Raw genomic sequence first — 18,012 nt, 5'->3', positions numbered from 1 at the left:
TTCAAAATCCTCGAAATAGAAAAACATTTATCAGGGACACACATCACCTGTGGCGAGGGGATTTAGCGAAACGTCGCACCGCCCCGTTGGGCTGCGCAGCAGCCCCAAAAAGCTTTGACCTCGTTTCTTCCAACTCGCCGCATCCAATGGGTTGAGGACTGCTGCGCAGCCCAACGGGGATGAATCCCCTCGCCACAAAAACACCACCGCACCGCCGTACCGGTCAAACCAGATTTAACGCCGTGAGCAGCATGTCGATCGCCTTGATCCCCACGAACGGCACCAGTAACCCGCCCAAGCCATAGATCAACAGGTTGCGTCGCAACAGCGCCGCCGCACTCGCCGCTTGCACCCGCACGCCGCGCAACGCCAGCGGGATCAACACCACAATGATCAAGGCGTTGAACACAATCGCCGACAGAATCGCGCTCTGCGGGCTGGTCAGGTGCATGACGTTCAGCACACCCAGTTGCGGGTAGATCGAGGCGAACAACGCCGGCAGGATCGCGAAGTATTTGGCCACGTCGTTGGCGATGGAAAACGTTGTCAGCGCGCCGCGCGTCACCAGCAGTTCCTTGCCGATTTGCACCACGTCCAGCAGCTTGGTCGGGTCGCTGTCGAGGTCGACCATGTTCGCCGCTTCCCGAGCCGCTTGAGTCCCGTCGTTCATCGCCATGCCGACATCCGCCTGGGCCAGCGCGGGCGCATCGTTGGCGCCGTCGCCGCACATCGCGACCAGTCGACCGTCGTTTTGCTCGTGGCGAATGCGCGCCAGTTTTTTCTCCGGCGTCGCCTCGGCCAGCACGTCGTCGACGCCCGCCTCGGCCGCAATCGCCGCAGCGGTCAACGGGTTGTCGCCGGTGACCATGACCGTACGAATCCCCAGTTTGCGCAGCTCGGCAAAACGCTCACGAATACCGGGCTTGACCACGTCCTTGAGGTGTATCGCGCCGAGCAATTTTCCGTCGGCGCACACCAGCAACGGCGTGCCGCCACTCTGGGCAATCTTGTCGATTTCCCGGGACAGCGCCGGTGCAAGATCAGCGCGTTTCAGGCCGACGAACGCCAGCAACGAATCCACTGCACCTTTGCGATACACGCGGCCTTGATAGTCGACACCGGACAGGCGCGTCTCGGCGCTGAAGGGCACCGCCGTCAGGGTTTCAGCGGATGGCTCTGGTTGTGGATGAAGGCCGCGCAGGTACTCGACGATGGATTTACCTTCCGCCGTGTCGTCCGCCAGGGAGGCGAACAACGCGCCCTCCGCCAGCTCCTTGCTGCTCACCCCTGGCGCCGCATACACAGCCGTGCAGCGACGGTTGCCGAAGGTGATGGTGCCGGTCTTGTCCAGCAGCAAAACGTGTACGTCCCCCGCCGCTTCCACGGCGCGACCGGACTTGGCAATCACGTTCAGGCGCACCAGTCGGTCCATGCCGGCGATACCGATGGCGGACAACAGACCGCCAATGGTCGTCGGAATCAGCGTGACCAATAACGCCACCAGGAACACCAGCGGCAGGCTGCCATTGGCGAAGTGGGCAAACGGTTGCAGGGTAACGACCACCAGCAGGAAGATCAGCGTCAGGCCGATCAACAAGATGTCGAGCGCGACTTCGTTCGGGGTTTTCTGGCGTTTGGCGCCTTCGACCAGGGCGATCATGCGGTCCAGGGTCGACTCACCGGGGTTGGCGGTGATCCGCACCAGCAGCCAGTCCGACACCAGGCGAGTGTTGCCGGTCACTGCCGAACGGTCGCCACCGGACTCACGAATCACCGGCGCGGATTCACCGGTAATGGCCGCTTCGTTGACGGCCGCAATGCCTTCAATAACCTCACCGTCACCGGGGATCATTTCCCCCGCTTCGACGCGCACCACGTCGTCCTTGCGCAGGCTGGTGGCGGGCACGATCTGGAAGGTGCCATTGGCGGTCTTGCGTCGAGCGCTCAAACCTTCGCTGCCGGCTTTCAGGCTGTCGGCGCGGGCCTTGCCGCGTCCTTCAGCCAAGGCTTCGGCGAAGTTGGCGAACAGCACGGTAAACCACAGCCACAAGGCGATTTGCGCCGCGACGAAAGTGGGTACCGCCGCATCTGGAATGAAGCACAAAACGGTGGTCAGGATCGCGGTCAGTTCAACGACCAGCATCACTGGCGCACGCTGCAGCTGGCGTGGGTCAAGCTTGACGAACGCTTGCACGAGCGCCGGGCGCCAGAGGGCCGAGATCGCGGTTTTCGGTTGTTCCGGCGCCTTGGCGGCGGCCGGTTTGATTGCGGGCATATTCATCATCAGCTCCTTAAAAGAACCAGGCTCAGAAGCCCATGCTCAAGTGTTCGGCAATCGGACCCAGCGCCAGGGCTGGCAGGAACGTCAGGCCGCCCACCAGCAAAATGGTCACCGTCAGCAAGGTGACGAACAACGGGCCATGGGTCGGAAAGCTGTTCTGGCCGATCGGGGCGGATTTCTTCATTGCCAGGCTGCCAGCCAACGCGAGCACCGGAAGGATGTAGCCGAAACGACCGATCAACATGCCCAGGCCGAGCATCAGGTTATGGAACGCGGTGTTGGCACCCAAACCGGCAAACGCAGAGCCGTTGTTGGCACTGGCCGAGGTGTAGGCGTAAAGCAACTGGCTGAATCCGTGAGCGCCCGGGTTACTCACCGCAGCGACCGGACCTGGCAGACTCGCCGCGATAGCACCCAGCACCAGCACACCCACCGGCATTACCAGCAAGGTCACCACCAGTAACTGGACTTCCCGGGCCGCCAGTTTTTTGCCGAGGTATTGCGGCGTGCGACCGATCATCAGGCCGGCGAGAAACACCGCGATCAGTACGTTGAGCAACATGCCGTAGAGCCCGGCGCCGACGCCGCCGAAGATCACTTCGCCGACCATCATATTGACCATCGCGACCATGCCGCTCAGCGGGTTGAGGCTGTCGTGCATGCCATTGACCGAGCCGTTGGATGCAGCCGTCGTGGTGACCGACCAGAGCACCGTAGCGGTGGTACCAAAGCGTGCTTCCTTGCCTTCCAGCGGCGCAGTCTGTTCGACGGCGACGTTGTTCAGGGTCGGATTGGGTTGGTACTCAGCCCACAACGAGGTCGCGCCACCGATCAAAAACAGCGCCAGCATGCAGGCGATGATTGCGCGGCTCTGACGCAGGTCTTTTACGTAATGGCCGAAGGTGAACACCAGCGCGACCGGAATCAGGATGATCGACGACACCTCGAACAGGTTGCTCCACGCCGTCGGGTTCTCGAACGGGTGCGCCGAGTTGACCCCGAAGAAGCCACCGCCATTGGTACCCAGTTGCTTGATCGCAATCTGGCTCGCAGCCGGACCGAGCGGAATCACCTGGTCGACACCTTGCATCGTCACGGCATTCACGTAGTGAGCGAAGGTTTGCGGCACGCCCTGCCAGACCAGAAACAGCGCCAGCAGCAGGCACAGCGGCAGCAAGCCGTAGAGGGTGGCACGGGTCATGTCGACCCAGAAGTTGCCCAGGGTTTGAGCCGACTTGCGACCGATACCGCGACACAACGCAACCAGCACAGCGAGACCGGTGGCGGCGCTGACGAAGTTCTGCACGGTGAGGCCGACCATCTGACTCAGGTAGCTGAGCGTGGCTTCACCACTGTACGACTGCCAGTTGGTGTTGGTCATGAAGCTGACGGCGGTATTGAACGCTTGCGTCCACTCCTGGCCCGGCAGGTTCTGAGGGTTGAGTGGCAGGTAATCCTGAAACAACAGAATCGCAAACAACAGCAGAAATCCTGCAAGGTTGAACGCTAGCAGGGCCAGGGTGTACTTCTGCCAGCTCTGCTCGACCTGCGGGTCAACGCCGGCCACGCGATAACAGCCGCGCTCCACCGGACCGAGGATCGGAGTCAGCCAGGTGCGCTGCCCTTCCATCACCTTGTAATAGAACCGCCCCAGAAACGGTGCCGGTATCAGCACGATGGCGAAGAAGGCGAGGATCAGCCAATAGTCATAACTGTGCATAGCCGCTCCTAGTTCCGGTCCGCGCGCAACAGCGCAACCAACAGATAAATGAACAGTCCCACTGCCAGCAGCAGCGACACTCCGTCCAGAACGCTCATGGAAGTTCTCCGTGTTACGGCGTATTGCCGCGTGTGGAGTCATTGTCGGGAAGGAGGGTGTAAAGGCGCGAGATCGAGGGGTGTGGAGGGGCGTAAAGAAGGTGTAAAGAGTGGGTTTGTGGGGGTGTTACAGCATTGCCGCTCGCGTACTACCAGTCATTTGACCGAGAATGTCGTCCATCGAATTTCAACGCCAGAGAAAACACCATGAATGTAATCGCCACCGATTTGCCCGGTGTTCTTATTATCGAACCCAAGGTATTTGGTGATGAACGTGGCTTCTTCTACGAAAGCTTCAACGCCAGGGCGTTCGAAGAAGCTACCGGCCTGGAAATCCAGTTTGTCCAAGACAACCATTCACGTTCACAAAAAGGCGTGTTGCGGGGTCTGCATTATCAATTGGAAAACACCCAAGGCAAGCTGGTCCGGGTAACGTCGGGGGAAGTGCTCGACGTGGCGGTGGATATCCGCCGCAGTTCACCGTACTTCGGGAAATGGGTGGCGGTTCGGTTGTCCGCCGAAAATCATCGTCAACTATGGGTGCCGGAGGGTTTTGCCCACGGTTTCCTGGTGTTGAGCGATTTTGCCGAGTTCCTTTATAAAACCACTGATTACTACACCCCCTCTGCAGAGCGCAGTATTCGTTGGGACGATCCAGACCTGGCGATCAGCTGGCAATTGGACGGAGCTCCACAACTGTCCGCCAAGGATCAAGCGGCAATTTTTCTCAAGGATGCAGAGGTATTCTCGTGAATTCAGGGCAAAACAATATGCGTATCCTGATTACCGGTGGTGCCGGTTTCATTGGCTCGGCGCTGATTCGCGAGCTGATTACGCAAACTAACCATGAAGTGCTCAATCTGGACAAGTTGACTTACGCCGGCAATCTCGAGTCCTTGACCAGCATTGCCAACGACACGCGTTATGAATTCGTCCAGGTCGATATCGTTGATCAGGCTGCCGTAAGTGCAGTGCTTACACGATTCCAGCCGCAGGCAATCATGCACCTGGCCGCGGAGTCCCACGTCGACCGTTCAATCGACGGTCCATCAGACTTTATCCAGACCAATATCGTCGGCACCTACAGTATGCTGGAGGCGGCACGCGCCTATTGGCAGGACCTGGCCGAGCCAGAAAAAAGCGCATTCCGTTTCCATCACATCTCGACAGACGAGGTCTACGGCGACCTGCCGGGTGTTGATGACCTGTTTACGGAAACGACACCCTACGCTCCAAGTTCGCCCTACTCCGCCAGCAAGGCGGCCTCTGACCATCTGGTTCGAGCCTGGCAGCGCACCTACGGTCTGCCGGTGCTGCTGACTAATTGCTCGAACAACTACGGTCCATTTCACTTTCCTGAAAAGTTGATTCCATTGGTCATCCTCAATGCCTTGGCCGGGAAACCGCTGCCGGTGTATGGCAATGGTCTGCAAGTACGCGACTGGTTGTTCGTCGAGGACCACGCCCGGGCGCTACTCAAGGTAGTAACGGAGGGTACCGTCGGCGAAACCTATAACATCGGCGGCCACAACGAACAGAAGAACATCGACGTAGTGCGCGGCATCTGCGCCTTGCTCGAAGAGTTGGCACCGCAAAAACCCGATGGCGTTGCGCAGTACGCGGACCTGATCACATTCGTCCAGGATCGCCCGGGACACGACCGGCGCTATGCAATCGATGCCAGCAAGATCGAGCGCGATTTGGGCTGGGTTCCCGAAGAAACCTTCAGTTCTGGCCTGCGCAAAACCGTTCAGTGGTATCTGAGCAATCTCGAATGGTGTCGCCGAGTCCAGGACGGAAGCTATCAAGGCGAACGCCTCGGCGCTCTCAATACTCGGGAGCTGCACGCATGATGAAGGGTATCGTTCTGGCAGGGGGATCAGGCACGCGCCTGCATCCGATCACACTTGGGGTGTCCAAACAGCTTCTGCCGGTTTATGACAAACCGATGATCTATTACCCGATCTCGGTTTTGATGCTGGCCGGCATCAAGGACATTCTCCTGATCTCCACCCCACATGATCTACCGCAATATCGCAATCTACTGGGCGATGGTAGCCAATTCGGGGTGAATTTCAGCTATGCCGAGCAGCCCTCGCCAGATGGCCTAGCCCAGGCTTTTCTGATTGGCGAAGAGTTCATCGGTAACGATCCGGTTTGCCTGATCCTCGGCGACAATATCTTTCATGGCCAACACTTTGGCGAGCAGTTGCAGAGCGCGGCAAACCGTCCCTCTGGTGCCACCGTCTTTGGTTACTGGGTCAAAGACCCCGAGCGCTTCGGCGTGATCGATTTCGACAGTGCAGGCCGCGCATTGTCCATTGAAGAAAAGCCGAAAAAACCGAAGTCCAGCTACGCGGTCACCGGCCTGTACTTTTACGACAATGATGTCATCGAAATTGCCAAGGCAGTGATGCCTTCAGCACGCGGCGAGCTGGAGATCACCGACGTGAACAATGCCTACCTCGCGCGCGGTGATCTGCAAGTCGAGCGTTTTGGGCGCGGTTTCGCCTGGCTGGACACCGGTACCCACGACAGCCTGCTCGAAGCGTCACAGTACGTGCAGACCATTGAGCACCGCCAAGGCTTGAAAGTGGCCTGCCTTGAAGAGATCGCGTACGAAAACAAGTGGATCGACCGCGATCAATTGCTGGACCGCGCCCACTATTTCGGCAAGACCGGTTATGGCCAGTACTTGGCCATGGTGGCCGGTGAAGCGAAATGAAATTCATGGGTATGCAATGAAAATCCTTATCAGTGGCCAACATGGTCAGGTTTCTCGCGAATTACAGCTGCGCCTTGGCGCGCTCGGAGAATTGATCGTACTAGGGCGCGACCAGATGGATCTGACGCAACCCGATCAGATCCGTAAACAGGTTCAACGAGTGCGTCCCGACCTGATCGTCAACGCCGCCGCTCACACTGCAGTCGATTTGGCAGAAAGCGAGCCCAAAGCCGCGTTCGCCATCAATGGTGTCGCCCCAGGCATCTTTGCCGAGGAAGCGTTACTACTCGGTATCCCATTGATCCATTACTCCACCGACTATGTATTCGACGGTTCGAAGCCGGAGCCCTATTCCGAAGACGATGTGCCCAATCCGCTAAGTGTTTACGGTCAAAGCAAACTCGCGGGTGAGCGCGCGATTACCGCAGTGCAAGGTCAGCATCTGATCCTGCGCACAAGCTGGGTGTACTCGACCCACGGCCGCAATTTCCTGCTGACAATGCAGCGTCTGCTGCAGGAAAAGCCGGAACTGCGCATTGTCGCCGACCAGATCGGGGCTCCCACTTGGGCGGGCACTATTGCCAACAGTACACTGGCCCTGATCGAGCGCTGGCAGGGCGGCGTTACGGGCGCTTGGGGGACTTACCACCTGACCGCTCAGGGTGAAACATCGTGGTTTGGCTTTGCCCAGGCCATCGGCAATGCGTTGCGCGAACGTGGGCAACCTTGCGCAAGCCTGCTACCGATTCCATCCAGTGACTATCCGACTCCCGCCACCCGGCCGCTCAACTCTCGCCTGGATTGCACCCGGCTGCAAAGTGAATGGGGGGTGGTTCAACCTGAATGGTTAAGCGCGTTGCATGAATGTTTGGCTAAACAAACCGATTAGGACACACCGCCGCTTTGGGGCGATGAAGTTTACTGCCGCACGATTTTGCAGCAGTTCCTGCTTGGGGCCGCTGCGCGCCCCAGCGGGAGTAAATTCCCTCGCCACAGGGTTAACGTCATGCCTTGCAAGTCTGCTCGCGAAGACGGCATAACAGGCACAAGCGCTCCCAACTGGCGCATGCAACCACTCCTCATCAGCGCCCAACATCCTCGATACGACAGCTTTCCGCGCTTTACGACGCACAAATCCACACTGGCACGCGCACTGCACGCGACCTCCCCGAGCTTTCCAAACCGTTCAGGGAGCAAGCGCATGAACACACAACTCAAACCCACGCTCGGCACGCTACACCTGTGGGGCATTGCAGTCGGGCTGGTGATTTCCGGTGAGTATTTCGGCTGGAGTTATGGCTGGGGCGTGGCCGGTACTCTCGGTTTTCTGGTGACATCGTTCATGGTCGCCACGATGTACACCTGCTTCATCTTCAGTTTTACCGAGCTGACCACCGCGATACCCCATGCCGGTGGTCCCTTTGCCTACAGCCGTCGTGCTTTTGGCGAGAAAGGTGGTTTGATCGCCGGGCTGGCGACACTGATCGAATTCGTGTTCGCCCCTCCGGCGATTGCATTGGCAATCGGCGCTTACCTGAACGTGCAGTTCCCCGCTCTCGATCCGAAACACGCGGCGGTGGGGGCGTACATCGTGTTCATGGGGCTGAATATTCTTGGGGTGAAACTGGCCGCGACCTTTGAGCTGGTGGTCTGTGTGCTTGCGGTCGCGGAACTGCTGGTGTTCATGGGCGTGGTCGCGCCGGCGTTCAGTTTCAGCAACTTTGCCCTCAACGGCTGGGCGGGATCTGATGTGTTCGGGGCGCCGGCAATTGCCGGGATGTTCGCAGCGATCCCCTTCGCCATCTGGTTTTTCCTGGCCATCGAAGGCGCCGCCATGGCGGCTGAAGAAGCCAAGGACCCGAAACGCACGATTCCAAAAGCTTACATCAGCGGCATCCTGACCCTGGTGGTACTGGCGATGGGGGTGATGTTCTTTGCGGGTGGCGTTGGCGACTGGCGTACTCTGTCGAACATCAACGATCCGCTGCCGCAAGCCATGAAAACCGTGGTTGGCGAAAACTCCGGCTGGTTGCACATGTTGGTCTGGATCGGCCTGTTCGGCCTGGTGGCGAGTTTCCACGGAATCATCCTGGGCTACTCACGGCAATTCTTCGCGTTGGCCCGGGCCGGTTATCTGCCTAAATCCCTGGCCAAACTCTCCCGTTTCCAGACCCCGCACCGGGCAATCATTGCTGGCGGCGTGATCGGGATTGCAGCGATTTACAGTGATGGCTTGATCAACCTCGGCGGAATGACGTTGACAGCGGCGATGATCACCATGGCGGTGTTCGGCGCCATCGTGATGTACATCATGAGCATGCTCAGCCTGTTCAAACTGCGTAAAACCGAACCGAATCTCGAGCGGACGTTCCGCGCGCCATGCTATCCACTGGTGCCGTTCATTGCGCTGCTGCTGGCGGTGGTGTGCCTAGTGGCGATGGCGTGGTTCAACACGCTGATCGGGTTGATTTTCCTCGGGTTCATGGCGGTGGGTTTTGTGTACTTCATGCTGACGGCGCAACTGCGTGCGGACGCGCCGGCGGATGCGATGTTGACCGGGCTATAACGTGGTGGGGCGTGTAAGGCATATCAGGCATAGAATGGAACCACTGCGAAAATAAATCGCTCAAAGTGGTATGCACGATCGGTTGGCGAACTGCGCCACCGGCCTGCCCCTCAAGGAGAGCCCTATGCCCTGGTATGCCTGGTTGATTCTGGTCGTTGCAATCGGCTCGATCGTTGGTGGTTTGATGATGTTGCGCGACACCGCCACCAAGGTCGATCTTACCGAAGAGCAACGGAAACGCGTCGCTGAACGCAATGCGGAAATGGATGCCAAGGAAGCGCAGGACCGCTGAAGTGTAAATGTGGCGAGGGAGCCGGCTCTCTCGCCACATGTGTTTCTACTTTTCCCAATCGGCTTTTGCGACCTGCAAGCCATGCATCCCGTTGTACGCCGCACGTTCCGGCTGACTCCAGCCTTCAAGCAACGCATCCTCCAATCGATAAATTTCCACGCCCAGCGGACGACACACGCTCAGCGGATCCTGTGCTTCCGGCCCCCACATGGCCAGTGACAAATCGCCACCGGGACAGGTCGAGAGCGCGCACAGCAGATCGATCTCGGCAAAGAACTCCAGGTAATCGCCCTTCTTCGCCGGACACGCCTTCATGAAGTACATATCGTCATGATTGAGACCGGTGCACTGAAAAATATTCAGCACGTCATGCACATCGAACTCTGTCAGACCGTGGGGCAGCACGGCGCGGGTCAGGTTCGAATGACAGTGGTGATGGAAATCCTCACCCGTAAGCATTTTATTTACATACGGATCGCAGCGAGTGCCGAGCAAATCGTGCAGGCGTCCACCATGCTCGTCGATGCCATAACCGGCCAGACTGTCATCCGTAATGGTCACCAATGGCCGTAAAAATGGCAGGTTCGACCAGAGCCGGTCATGGGTGCTGACATGGGCGCCCTGCAACTGCCGGGTACGAGCTGCCCACAAGCGTTCCCGCGGATCATTGGCGTTCCAGACGTTGAAGTCCCCCACTTGTGGCCCGACGGGTGTGGTCACACGAAACACATGCCCGGCCGGCACATTCCAGGCGCGGCCAGTGCGAATGGGGACCTCGAACTGTTCGACCAGCGTGCGCCCGTCCTTCGCCTCGCGAATCCGGTCGTAAAAGGCAGTATCAACCTGCAACGCAGAGCCTTTGCTGACCTGATAGGCCGCTGGATAGTCTTTGTACATGGCACGAATCCTCAGTCAGTGAACGCCGTGCAAGTTCGCCGGCCTCAGTGGTCAGTCGGCAAACGAGTAATCACTATTCGTGCCAGCAACTAAATATCCGGAATTCGATTCGAAGCATCTGTGTGCTTTTTTAGAAGTAGAAGTACAGTCACCATCTATGTTTCCTTGGTTAAACTGACGCATTGCCGTGGAGATTTCAGATGCGTTACTCGCAGGATCACAAAGCCCAAACCCACCAACGTATTATCAAGGAAGCTGCTGCACGCTTTCGCCGCGATGGAATTGGCGCCACTGGCCTGCAACCCTTGATGAAAGCTTTAGGCCTGACTCACGGTGGTTTTTACTCGCACTTCGCCTCCAAGGACGAACTGGTAGAAAAGGCGCTGCAAGCTGCGGGCGAAGAAGTGGAAGGCGTTTGCGCAATGTTGTTTGCCGAGGAACGGCCGCTTGAAGCCTTCATCGACCGCTATCTCTCCGAATGGCACCAGACATCGCCGCATCAGGGTTGCCCGCTCCCAACCATGTCATCGGAATTGGGTCTGCGCGGACAGCCCAGCGCAACCTCCGATACCATCCTCAATGCAAGGTTGGAACAGGTGCGAGGAACACTGGAAGGTGACGACGCCGAAGATCGCAGCATTGTCATCATGTCGACGCTGGTCGGCGCACTGCTGCTGTCACGCAGCGTCGAGAATCCCGAACTGGCCCGGCGGATTCTCGACGTCACTCGTGATCACCTCAAGCGATCGCAGGATTAACCCTGCCAGCGCTTGAACAGCACGCTGGCGTTAACTCCACCAAACCCGAAGCCGTTCGACAACGCGTATTCGATTGCCATCGGGCGCGCCTGACCATGAACGATGTCCACGCCTTGCGCTGCCGGGTCAGGATTTTCAAAATTGAGCGTCGCGGGCACCACTTGATCGCGAATCGCCAACAACGTGAAGATTGCCTCGATCCCGCCCGCTGCGCCGAGCAAATGCCCGGTTGCGGATTTGGTCGACGTCACCGCGATATTATTGTCGGTGCCGAACAACGACTTGATGGCCGCCAACTCCCCCAGATCACCGACCGGCGTCGACGTCGCGTGAGCATTGAGATGCTGCACCTGCGCAGGCGAGATGCCGGCTTGTGCCAACGCCAGTGACATCGCGCGTCGGGCGCCGCTACCATCCTCAGGTCCGGCGGTCAGGTGATAGGCATCGGCGCTGGTGCCGTAGCCGACCAGTTCCGCGATGGGCTGGGCACCACGGGCCAGCGCATGTTCCAGGGATTCGATCACCAACAGACCGGACCCCTCCCCCATGACAAAGCCATCGCGGCCACTGTCGAATGGCCGCGAGGCACGCTCAGGTGTTTCGTTGTAACCACTGGACAACGCGCGAGCAGCGGCAAATCCGGCAAGGCTGACTCGATCGATTGCAGCTTCGGCACCGCCACAGACGGCTATGTCCGCCTCACCGCTACGAATCAACCTCGCCGCATCACCAATCGCCTGCACACCCGCTGCGCAAGCCGTCACCGGAGCACCCAAAGGCCCCTTGAACGCGTGCTGAATCGACACATGACCTGCCGCCAGGTTGACCAGAAACGAAGGAATAGTGAACGGCGATAAGCGCCGCGGCCCTCGGCTGTCGGTGGTGCGCACCGCATCCGCAATAGCGCCGAAACCGCCAACGCCTGATCCGATAATGGTTGCAGTGCGCTCCTGAGCGGTGGCGTCCACCGCTTGCCAACCCGCCTGCTCCAACGCCTGACGCGCCGCCTCCATCGCAAACAAAATAAAGCGATCCATCTTCTTCTGTTCTTTAGGAGGCGTCGCCCGATCCGGATCAAAACCCGCTTCGGCATCTTCAGCCAACGTCGGCACCACGCCGCCCACCCTGGCGGGCAAGTCCGCAACCACCTCCTCCGGCAAAATACGCAACCCGGATTGCCCGGCCAGAAGGCGCTCCCAGACCGCTTCAACATCGCTGCCCAGAGGCGACACCAGCCCCATACCCGTTACCACTATTCGACGAACACTCATACCGCACACACCTCGATCCGATTCATGGCGCCTCACTTGTAACGCGTGGCCGCCTTGCTTTTAGACAGGTTCGGCGCCATCACATGACGCGCCGCTACAAAGGCTTCCCAATCGCCAGCGTCCGGCAATGACGGAATGGTGATCAGCTCACCTTGGTCCAGACCAGACAACGCCGCATCTACCATTTCAGCGGCTTCCATCACCATATCCGCAGGAATTTGCGTCGCATCTATACCGGAACGCTCCCAGATTTCGGTGCGCGTCACCCCTGGCAATACGGCCTGGACCTTGACGCCGGTGCCGTCCAGTTCAGCGTTTAACGACTGGGTCAGACTTAACACATAAGCCTTGCTCGCGCTGTAAGTCGCGTTGAAGCGCTCGGGAAACAATGCCACAACCGAGGCGATGTTGATGATCGTGCCACGACCCGCCTTGGAAAAACTTGCCGCCGCCGCCGAGGCCAACCGCGTGACTGCCGTGATGTTGAGCTGAATCAAACGCTCAAGCTGGTCCATGTCGGAGTTGGCCAGCAAACCATCGGCCGCGACGCCGGCATTGTTCAGCAGGAGGCTGATACTGGAATCGCTGCGAAGGCGCTGTTCGAGTTTTAACACGTCGTCCTTCCGCGTCAGATCTGCCTTGAGCACTTCGACTTGAATGCCGCGCTCTGTGCGCAGCCTGGTTGCGGCTGCGTCGAGGCGCTCCTGATCGCGTGCGACCAGGAGCAGGTCAAAACCACGGGCGGCCAGGCGCTCGGCGTAAATCGCACCGATGCCGGAGGATGCACCAGTGACGAGAGCGGTTCCTTGGGCTTTGGGAGAGTTCATAAAGGGTGCTCCAGGGGAGAGGCTGAGGGCGAGAACGTATGAGCGGTTCGTTGGACGACGTATTTATTATAGGCATAATCCAAAGTGCATATGATAGTCGTAATTTTTTAGGCGCCGACGAAAGGAGGTGCCTTGCCGAGTGGCTCTCCTTAAATTGCACAAGAGTTTTGTACTGCGCCATAACGAAAAAAGGCCGGTCAATGACCGGCCTTCCTAGCACTGAACAATCAGCTTAGTTCACCTCAAGCTTCTCACGGTTTTTATCCAGAATCGCTTTGCCGATCCCCTTCACTTCCAGCAACTCATCAACGGATGCAAACGGACCATTCATATCACGATACGCAACAATTGCCTGGGCTTTTGCTTCACCAACACCTGTCAGTTCTCGCTGCAAAGTTGGCGCGTCGGCACCATTAAGGTCGACTTTGCCTGACATTTCCTTCGGCGCAGCTTCCATCACTGCAGGGGGATTGCCAGCCTCGGGCTTGGCTGCGGGCGCAGCAGTGGCGCTGATCGAGAGGCTGGTGAGCAGGGCAAAAATCAGAGAGGAGAGGTAACCGGTACGCATATTTGAAGCTCCATGACATCGATTGGGAAAGCAGCTTTTCCGAAGCTGCCTCCCAAATCTAGGCGATGTATGGGGGCTGTCAAAAGTGTGTCTGTTGCGGGATGTGAAACAATCAGGGGTCACAGTCCAAATCGACGTTAGAAAAATTTTTGAACCTGAAGGAACACTCTCTTCATCGGCATAGATCCAGCATAATCAGAAAGGATCGATGGTAATATCTCGACTAGCTAGACAGTACAGAAAGACGGCATTGGACTTGCTATCAACTTGCGCAATGAAAATCACAACAAAAAATGATACGATAGCTTTGGTTAATAAAAAATGAATACTAATGAAGCGATCCTGGAGCTCTAGATTTAAAAACAATCACTATACCTGCCACCCCAAATCACAGTAAATAGTTAGCAATCAAAAGAAACTTATAACTCACCATTTAAATAAAAAATATGCAAAGTCTATGTTATAGACTCTAACAAATTATGTTTTCTATGTGAGATCCACAATGAATAAAGGTGTAATTTTTATTACCGGCGGAGCTGGATTCATCGGTTCCCACTTGACGGACATTCTACTTAAGAGAGGATACAGGGTTAGAGTATTTGACAACTTATCTACTGGAAAGCGTAGCAACCTGCCACTTGAGAATCCACTTGTACATTTGATAGAGGGGGACATCGCTGATGCAGTAGCTGTTGCGCAAGCAATGAATGGCTGCAATGCAGTCGTCCACTTAGCGGCCGTAGCATCAGTCCAGGCCTCAGTCGAAGATCCGATCAGTACTCATCGCAGTAATTTCGTTGGCACTCTTAATGTGTGCGAAGCAATGCTACAATTAAAAATCAGTCGAATAATATTCGCGTCCAGTGCTGCTGTATATGGTGGGAACGGAGAAGGAAAAGCTATCTGTGAGGACACTCCGAAATCGCCGTTGACACCCTACGCATCAGACAAACTGGCGAGTGAACATTACATTGATTTCTATACACGCCAACACGCTTTTGAATCAGCAATCTTTAGATTTTTCAATGTTTTTGGTCCTCGCCAAGATCCAGCATCGCCATACTCAGGAGTTATTAGCATATTCGCTGACAGAGCCCAGAAAAATTTACCCATAACAGTCTTTGGAGACGGCGAACAGACAAGAGATTTCGTTTATATCGACGACCTTGTCCAGATATTAGTTCAATCATTAGAGGCTCCGAAGGTCAATAGCAGCCCGATCAATGTTGGAATGAATCATTCAACGACATTAAATCAATTGATAGCAACCATACGCGAGATAACTAAATATTCGCTTGGCGTAATTTATGCTCCTGCTCGTACTGGCGACATTAGGCACTCATTGGCAGACAACAAAAAATTAGCTAAACATTATGAGATCAAAAACAAGACCTCATTAAAATCCGGATTGGAAAAATTGCTTGCGCATTCGAGTGATCATTAACAGAAAGCCAATCATGCATTGCTGCCGCTCTGCTTTTGGCAAAATACGCAGCAATACATTTATTATTTTCCGACTGTTCTACCAAGATATTTTAAACGCCCCATCATAAGAACCACACTATAAGAAATTAAAATTATGATCAATGATAAGAAGGGTATCACCCAAATCAAATCCTCAAAATCAACACCAAAATACTGACCATAATAACTAACCACTAGATCCAGCACCATAACATGGACTAAATAAATACCAAAACTAGTATTACTCAAAGAAATTACAAAATCATATATCTTGCGAGGAAGAAACCTAGAGCATTCAACGACTAAATATTTAATTAATATAAACAACCCTACGGAAGCAACAATCACACTCGGTGACAAGACTGCAGTGAAATCTCCAACCAGAACGCCTTCGTTTGCAAGAGTTAGGTTATAGGTAAGGTATCCAGTAATGAATGTGGATACGATGATCACAACAACGCAGACAGCTGCGTGCCAAACAAAGTACTCACGAGTCCCTAGCAAATACCCAAGAACAAAGTACCCTATATAACCAGTGGCATATGACATGTCTATTTGATTTTTTAGTCCAAAGTAATTTTTCAGTAAAGGTAAAATACCTACTGCAACAAACCATAGACAACAATAAAACCAAAGTAACACTCGGTCTCCTCCTACTGTCCATTTTCTTAGAATAGGCACAAACAAGTAGCAACCAATAATCGCGTACAAGAACCACAGATGATAGCTGACAGGAAACATAAACATTTGCGCGACACCACCAAAGTCGACAAATCGCTGTCCCCCGTAGTAAATTTTCCAAATAATGTAACTGACCGTCCAAAAAAGCAATGGAACTAAAATCCTATTTAAGCGCTTATAAAAAAACAAAGAAATTGGCTCATTGAATCTTAGAAGCAAAAAGCCAGATGTCATAAAAAACAATGGAACGCAAGGACGTACAACTGACTCATAAAAATTCACAACAATCCACGCCCTCTCAGGAATCTCGTTGAATTGGTAGTGGTAAGGCGCAGCAATATGTAATACAACAACCATAACGATCGCAATCGCTTTCACCCAATGAATCCAAAAGTGATCGTCGCCTTTTAAATTTCTATCCAGAACATTCAAACCGATACCCTCCGATAAATCGCTACCAGATCAAAAACCTTACAAAAAAACGCTCTTAAAACAATAGTATTTATATTCAAAATGGTCAAACGAGAGCGGCGAAAGAATAAAATTTGAGCTCTATATTATAAGCAGTGAAACGTGTTGATCTTTTCCAGAGAAAAATCGCACTCTAGGTGCTGCATCGTTTATGATCCAAGCTAGGACTAACCCAAAAAGCTACCTGCAAAAAAGGAGTAGCTCGGTAATGCGTACAGAATACAGTGTAGAAACCGCACTAATATCAGCTTTGATAGTTTTGATGTTTATAATTTTTTCAACACTATGGAAGAAAAAAATTGAGAGCGCCGAAGTTCCTCACCAATATAAATTTATAAACGGACTTCGAGGACTTGCTGCGGTATTTGTATTTGTTAATCATGCTCCATTCGTCCTCACGAATCTAGGCATAACAAACAGTAGCTTCTCGTCGTGGGGGCAGATATATCCAAATCTCGGCTCCTTCGGTGTTCAAATTTTCTTCTGCATTACCGGCTTTTTATTTTTCGACAAAATCATGAAGTCGCATTCAATCGACTGGAGTGGCTTTTTCATAGCCCGTTTGAAACGAGTAGCTCCGTTGTATTATGCTTCGTCATTGATCATTGTATTTATAGCAATAATATATTCAGACCTGTCTCTTCTAAACAGAGACACACTAACTACACTTGCCGGGATTATTTCGTTTAACTTCATTGATAACCCAATGAAAATTGGTGATATCTCGCTAATCCCGCTCAGCTCGGTCACATGGACACTTGTTCATGAGTGGAGATTTTATGCAGTATTACCATTAGTTGCGATATGTTATCGTTCACGATATAGAAACTTGGCGCTCCTAGTGACAGTAACTCTCGCAGCGATTGATCTGGGTACATCTGCAGTAGTGTGCTGGACATACTTTCTAACAGGGATAATTGCGGCAACTATTCTCAAAGTTAAAATAGATAGTTTTTTGATAAAATACATTGCAAATATAACGGCCGTGGTCAGCTTTATTCTGACATGCGGTCTTCTCGAAATACCCGGCTACGGATATGAAAGATATTTAATCACATCGCTATTTTTCATATGCATTACGATCTCAAACCCAAGAGCGCTGCACTTTCAATGCCTAAACAGACTAAGCGACATTAGTTACAGCATATATTTGTTACACCTACCGATCTTGTTCGTAACATTCAAATCACTTGCACTGGTTTCCGATCTATCCAGCATCGGAAAATACACGTTCTGGGCGGTCAATTTTGCCGTGATTCCAGTTGTAGTTAGTGTATCCACTATGACTTTTATTTATATTGAAAAAAGATTTATGCTGCATTCGAAGTACGCAAAACAACAAATTAGCGTCGTTCAAGAATCTTGACTATTGATGACTAACTTTTCAAATAAA

Annotated in this window: 17 protein-coding genes; 9 read left to right on the top strand and 8 right to left on the bottom strand. The window is 54.3% G+C overall.

Going from position 1 to position 18,012, the window contains the following annotated elements; all coding sequences use genetic code 11:
* Positions 1-223: 223 nt before the first annotated feature.
* Genes kdpB through kdpF form a run of 3 tightly spaced genes read right to left on the bottom strand, consistent with a single transcriptional unit; the run spans position 224 to position 4,099 of the window.
* Entirely contained in the window at positions 224-2,281 is a 2,058-nt protein-coding gene (kdpB, locus tag AC3ZVB_RS01880) for a potassium-transporting ATPase subunit KdpB (RefSeq protein ID WP_490145624.1), read from the bottom strand.
* Between the two features lie 25 nt (positions 2,282-2,306).
* Positions 2,307-4,001 carry a potassium-transporting ATPase subunit KdpA gene (gene kdpA / locus AC3ZVB_RS01875; RefSeq protein WP_490145623.1) on the bottom strand — a complete coding sequence of 565 codons (1,695 nt, stop codon included), beginning with the start codon at positions 3,999-4,001 and terminating at the stop codon, positions 2,307-2,309.
* Positions 4,002-4,009: 8 nt separating this feature from the next.
* Entirely contained in the window at positions 4,010-4,099 is a 90-nt protein-coding gene (gene kdpF, locus AC3ZVB_RS01870) for a K(+)-transporting ATPase subunit F (protein WP_007899818.1), read from the bottom strand.
* 207 nt (positions 4,100-4,306) lie between these two features.
* Between kdpF and rfbC the strand changes: the two genes are divergently transcribed.
* The 6 genes from rfbC to AC3ZVB_RS01840 all read left to right on the top strand — a co-directional run bounded on the left by rfbC (position 4,307) and on the right by AC3ZVB_RS01840 (position 9,682).
* The gene (rfbC, locus tag AC3ZVB_RS01865) at positions 4,307-4,852 is read left to right on the top strand and encodes a dTDP-4-dehydrorhamnose 3,5-epimerase (RefSeq protein WP_490145622.1); all 546 of its coding nucleotides are present in this window, start codon (positions 4,307-4,309) and stop codon (positions 4,850-4,852) included.
* A gap of 17 nt (positions 4,853-4,869) precedes the next feature.
* Positions 4,870-5,952, top strand: coding sequence for a dTDP-glucose 4,6-dehydratase (gene rfbB / locus AC3ZVB_RS01860; protein WP_490145621.1), 1,083 nt, complete (start codon positions 4,870-4,872; stop codon positions 5,950-5,952).
* On the top strand, positions 5,949-6,824 hold the full coding sequence (rfbA, locus tag AC3ZVB_RS01855) for a glucose-1-phosphate thymidylyltransferase RfbA (protein WP_490145620.1): 876 nt from the start codon (positions 5,949-5,951) through the stop codon (positions 6,822-6,824). The genes rfbB and rfbA overlap by 4 nt, the downstream gene beginning before the upstream one ends.
* 16 nt (positions 6,825-6,840) lie before the next feature.
* Positions 6,841-7,713 (top strand): dTDP-4-dehydrorhamnose reductase, encoded by an 873-nt coding sequence (rfbD, locus tag AC3ZVB_RS01850; RefSeq protein ID WP_490145619.1) that lies wholly within the window; start codon positions 6,841-6,843, stop codon positions 7,711-7,713.
* A gap of 312 nt (positions 7,714-8,025) precedes the next feature.
* Entirely contained in the window at positions 8,026-9,390 is a 1,365-nt protein-coding gene (eat, locus tag AC3ZVB_RS01845) for an ethanolamine permease (protein ID WP_490145618.1), read from the top strand.
* A 124-nt stretch (positions 9,391-9,514) separates the two neighbouring features.
* A complete protein-coding gene (locus AC3ZVB_RS01840; protein WP_081744012.1) occupies positions 9,515-9,682 on the top strand; it encodes a DUF2897 family protein in 168 nt (55 codons plus the stop codon).
* A 45-nt stretch (positions 9,683-9,727) separates the two neighbouring features.
* Here the strand turns inward: AC3ZVB_RS01840 and AC3ZVB_RS01835 are convergent, their stop codons facing one another.
* Positions 9,728-10,579, bottom strand: coding sequence for an urea carboxylase-associated family protein (locus AC3ZVB_RS01835; RefSeq protein ID WP_490145617.1), 852 nt, complete (start codon positions 10,577-10,579; stop codon positions 9,728-9,730).
* A 200-nt stretch (positions 10,580-10,779) separates the two neighbouring features.
* Between AC3ZVB_RS01835 and AC3ZVB_RS01830 the strand changes: the two genes are divergently transcribed.
* On the top strand, positions 10,780-11,337 hold the full coding sequence (locus tag AC3ZVB_RS01830; protein ID WP_162436132.1) for a TetR/AcrR family transcriptional regulator: 558 nt from the start codon (positions 10,780-10,782) through the stop codon (positions 11,335-11,337).
* Here AC3ZVB_RS01830 and fabF read toward each other — a convergent pair.
* The 3 genes from fabF to AC3ZVB_RS01815 all read right to left on the bottom strand — a co-directional run bounded on the left by fabF (position 11,334) and on the right by AC3ZVB_RS01815 (position 14,003).
* Positions 11,334-12,608 carry a beta-ketoacyl-ACP synthase II gene (gene fabF, locus AC3ZVB_RS01825; RefSeq protein ID WP_490145616.1) on the bottom strand — a complete coding sequence of 425 codons (1,275 nt, stop codon included), beginning with the start codon at positions 12,606-12,608 and terminating at the stop codon, positions 11,334-11,336. The two genes, AC3ZVB_RS01830 and fabF, sit on opposite strands and share 4 nt — an antisense overlap.
* A gap of 32 nt (positions 12,609-12,640) precedes the next feature.
* Positions 12,641-13,435, bottom strand: a complete 795-nt coding sequence (locus AC3ZVB_RS01820; protein ID WP_490145615.1) for an SDR family NAD(P)-dependent oxidoreductase — start codon at positions 13,433-13,435, stop codon at positions 12,641-12,643.
* A 232-nt stretch (positions 13,436-13,667) separates the two neighbouring features.
* The gene (locus AC3ZVB_RS01815) at positions 13,668-14,003 is read right to left on the bottom strand and encodes a ComEA family DNA-binding protein (RefSeq protein ID WP_490145614.1); all 336 of its coding nucleotides are present in this window, start codon (positions 14,001-14,003) and stop codon (positions 13,668-13,670) included.
* A gap of 502 nt (positions 14,004-14,505) precedes the next feature.
* Between AC3ZVB_RS01815 and AC3ZVB_RS01810 the strand changes: the two genes are divergently transcribed.
* Positions 14,506-15,447, top strand: a complete 942-nt coding sequence (locus AC3ZVB_RS01810; protein WP_490145613.1) for an NAD-dependent epimerase/dehydratase family protein — start codon at positions 14,506-14,508, stop codon at positions 15,445-15,447.
* 62 nt (positions 15,448-15,509) lie between these two features.
* Here AC3ZVB_RS01810 and AC3ZVB_RS01805 read toward each other — a convergent pair whose 3' ends face one another.
* Positions 15,510-16,580 (bottom strand): acyltransferase, encoded by a 1,071-nt coding sequence (locus tag AC3ZVB_RS01805; protein ID WP_490145612.1) that lies wholly within the window; start codon positions 16,578-16,580, stop codon positions 15,510-15,512.
* 247 nt (positions 16,581-16,827) lie between these two features.
* Between AC3ZVB_RS01805 and AC3ZVB_RS01800 the strand changes: the two genes are divergently transcribed.
* The gene (locus AC3ZVB_RS01800) at positions 16,828-17,985 is read left to right on the top strand and encodes an acyltransferase family protein (protein WP_490145611.1); all 1,158 of its coding nucleotides are present in this window, start codon (positions 16,828-16,830) and stop codon (positions 17,983-17,985) included.
* The last annotated feature ends 27 nt before the right edge of the window (positions 17,986-18,012 follow it).

This window comes from Pseudomonas sp. MDV22-iso1 (assembly GCF_058145095.1).
The sequence above is the reverse complement of the archived record's forward strand: the minus strand, read 5'-3'. Positions and strand labels throughout refer to the sequence as shown.